The organism is Bradyrhizobium sp. 138 (assembly GCF_023074075.1).
Classification (GTDB): Bacteria; Pseudomonadota; Alphaproteobacteria; order Rhizobiales; family Xanthobacteraceae; genus Bradyrhizobium.
The window spans coordinates 1-3,283 of sequence record NZ_JADPKT010000060.1 but is presented as its reverse complement, the minus strand read 5'-3'; the positions used below and the strand labels follow the sequence as shown (position 1 = coordinate 3,283).

General features: G+C 64.8%; 4 protein-coding genes. All 4 read left to right on the top strand.

All coding sequences use genetic code 11. The features are described 5' to 3' along the window. Nucleotides 1-328 (top strand): c-type cytochrome (locus tag IVA79_RS19950; protein WP_247555809.1); only part of this gene is annotated, 328 nt, incomplete at its 5' end. Nucleotides 329-449: 121 nt separating this feature from the next. Beyond that, nucleotides 450-1,916, top strand: coding sequence for a cytochrome c oxidase accessory protein CcoG (gene ccoG / locus IVA79_RS19945; RefSeq protein ID WP_247555807.1), 1,467 nt, complete (start codon nt 450-452; stop codon nt 1,914-1,916). A 15-nt stretch (nt 1,917-1,931) separates the two neighbouring features. Further along, a complete protein-coding gene (locus IVA79_RS19940) occupies nt 1,932-2,417 on the top strand; it encodes a FixH family protein (RefSeq protein ID WP_247555805.1) in 486 nt (161 codons plus the stop codon). 11 nt (nt 2,418-2,428) lie between these two features. Continuing rightward, nucleotides 2,429-3,283: heavy metal translocating P-type ATPase (locus tag IVA79_RS19935; RefSeq protein WP_247555803.1), on the top strand; the 855-nt coding region annotated here is incomplete at its 3' end.

The window sequence follows — 3,283 nt, the reverse complement described above, 5'->3', positions numbered from 1 at the left end:
GAAGGGCGACGAGATCGTCACGGTCGCCAATTACGTGCGGTCGCTGGCGGGCCTTCCGACCCGCAACGGCTTCGATGCCGCCAAGGGCGAGAAGATCTTTGTGGAGAATTGCGTCGCCTGCCACGGCGACGGCGGCAAGGGCAACCAGGAGATGGGTGCACCTGATCTGACCGACAAGATCTGGCTCTACGGCTCCGACGAGGCGAGCCTGATCGAGACCATCAGCCAGGGCCGCGCCGGCGTGATGCCGGCCTGGGAAGGGCGGCTCGACCCCGCCACCATCAAGGCGATGGCGGTTTACGTCCACTCGCTCGGCGGTGGAAAATAGCGGATCCGGCGTTCAAATGTTTAGACGGGGGCGAACAAAAGCGCCCCCGTTTGAGCTGGATCAACTGACGCGGCGGTGTCGGGTCTAGGTTTAATCGCACCTCTTCGAGAAGTTCTAAGCGATGAACAAGACCGTGAACCCGAAAGACCTCACATCGGACGATGACTACGGGCCACTCTACGCGGCGCGCAAAAAGGTCTATCCCCAGAGTGTCTCCGGCACGTTCCGCCGGATCAAATGGAGCCTGATGGCGATCTGCCTCGGCGTCTATTATTTCCTCCCCTTCGTGCGCTGGAACCGCGGCCTCGGCGCCCCCAGCCAGGCGGTGCTGATCGATCTTCCCAACAGCCGCTTCTACTTCTTCTTCATCGAGCTGTGGCCGCAGGAGGTCTACTACTTTACCGGCCTGTTGATCGTGGCCGCGGTCGCGCTGTTCCTGATGAATTCGGTCGGTGGCCGCATCTGGTGCGGCTATCTCTGTCCGCAGACGGTGTGGACCGACCTCTTCTACGCCGTCGAGCGTCTGGTCGATGGTGACCGGCGCGAGCGGATGAAAAAGGACAAATCATCCGATCCTCTGAAGCTCGAGCGCATCTCCGAGACCGTGCTCAAGCATTCGATCTGGCTCTTGATCGCCTGGTGGACCGGCGGCGCCTGGGTGCTCTACTTCAACGACGCGCCGACCCTGGTGAAAGAGCTCGTCACCTTCCAGGGGCCGATGATCGCCTATGTCTGGATCGGCATCCTCACCGCAACGACCTATGTGCTCGCCGGCTTCATGCGCGAGCAGGTCTGCACCTATATGTGCCCGTGGCCGCGCATTCAGGCCGCGCTCACCGACGAATGGGCGCTCAACGTCACCTACCGATATGACCGCGGCGAGAAGCGCACCTCGGTGAAGAAGGCAGCCGAGCTGCGCGCGCTCGGCGAGCAGGTCGGCGATTGCGTCGATTGCTACCAGTGCGTCGCGGTCTGCCCGACCGGCATCGACATCCGCAACGGGCCGCAGATGGAATGCATCCAGTGCGGGCTCTGCATCGATGCCTGCGACAACGTGATGACCAAGATCGGCCGGCCGACGCGCCTGATCGGCTACGATAACGACATCAACATTCAGCGTCGCCTGGAAGGCAAGGCGCCGATCTACCGCATCGTCCGGGCCCGCACGGTGGTCTACAGCGCGATCATCGCAGCGGTCGGCGGCTTCATGATCCACACGCTGGCGACCCGCAGCCTGCTCGACGTCAACGTACTGCACGATCGCAATCCGGTCGCGGTCAAGCTCAGCGACGGCTCGATCCGCAATGCCTACACGGTGCGTCTACTGAACAAGAGCGGCTACGACCGCGCCATCGCCATCGACGTGGAAGGACCGGTCAATCCCACGATGCACGTCGTTGGCGCCGATTCGGTGACGCCGGACCGGCCGATCATCGTGATCCCGCGCGACTCCACCAGCGAGCTGCGGCTGCTGGTCACCGCGCCGGCCGAGCACAATCCGGAGAAGTCGATTCCGGTCCGCTTCCACGTCATGGATATCGGACTTGGCGTCGCCGCGAGCGCCACCGACAATTTCGTCGCGCCGTAAATCCAGGAGACGATCATGTCATCCAAGCCGCTGACCGGAACCAAGGTCTTCCTGATGCTGGTCGCCTTCTTCGGCCTCGTGATCGGCGTCAACCTCACCATGATGAAGCTCGCGATCGCGACGCTGCCCGGCACCGACGTCGACAGCCCCTATGCGGCCGGCCTGACCTACGACCGCGAGATCTCGGCGGCGCATGATCAGGCGCTGCGCGAGTGGAAGGTCAACGCCCATATCGAGCGCCGCAACGACGGCGGCGCCGTGGTCCAGGTCGAAGCCCGTGATGCCGGCGGCCGGCCGATCGCCGGACTGAAATTTGGCGGGCGCCTGGAGCGGCCGACCGACAAGCGCGCCGATCTCGCCGTCGAGCTCACCGAGGCCGGCATCGGCCTCTATCGCGGCGATGCCGCGTCCGTCGCGCCGGGCCAGTGGGACCTGGTGATCGAGGGTGAGGCGCGGGGGACGCGTGTGTTCCTGTCGCGTAATCGCGTGCTCCTGAACTGAAGGGACTGGTCATGAACGTCACGCGGGACTTCTCGCACTACGTCCGGACCGCCAGCGAGGGCGTCCAGCACATCGATCTCGCGGTCGAAGGCGTTCACTGCGCCGGCTGCATGGCCAAGATCGAACGAGGCCTGTCCGCGATTCCCGACGTCACGCTGGCGCGCGTCAACCTGACCGACCGCCGCGTCGCGCTGGAATGGAAGGCGGGCACGCTCGATCCTTCCCGCTTCATCGATCGGCTCGAAGAGCTCGGCTACAAGGCCTATCCGTTCGAGACCGAGAGTGCGGAGGTGGCGGAGGTCGCCGAATCACGCTTCCTGCTGCGCTGCCTCGGCGTCGCGGCGTTCGCCACCATGAACGTGATGATGCTGTCGATCCCGGTGTGGTCGGGCAACGTCTCGGACATGCTGCCGGAGCAGCGCGATTTCTTCCACTGGCTGTCGGCGCTGATCGCATTGCCGGCGGCGGCCTATGCTGGCCAGCCGTTCTTCCGTTCGGCCTGGCGCGCGCTGTCGGCAAAGGCGACCAACATGGACGTGCCGATCTCGATCGGGGTGATCCTGGCGCTCGGCATGTCCGTGATCGAGACCATCCATCACGCCGAGCACGCCTATTTCGACGCGGCGGTCATGCTGCTGACCTTCCTGCTGGTCGGCCGCTTCCTCGACCAGAACATGCGGCGACGGACCCGCGCGGTCGCCGGTAATCTCGCCGCGCTGAAGGCGGAGACGGCCGCGAAGTTCGTCGGCCCTGATGAAATCTCGCAGGTGCCGGTGGCCGCGATCCATCCCGGCGACATCGTGCTCTTGCGGCCCGGCGAGCGCTGCGCGGTCGACGGCACCGTGATCGAGGGCCGTTCGGAGATC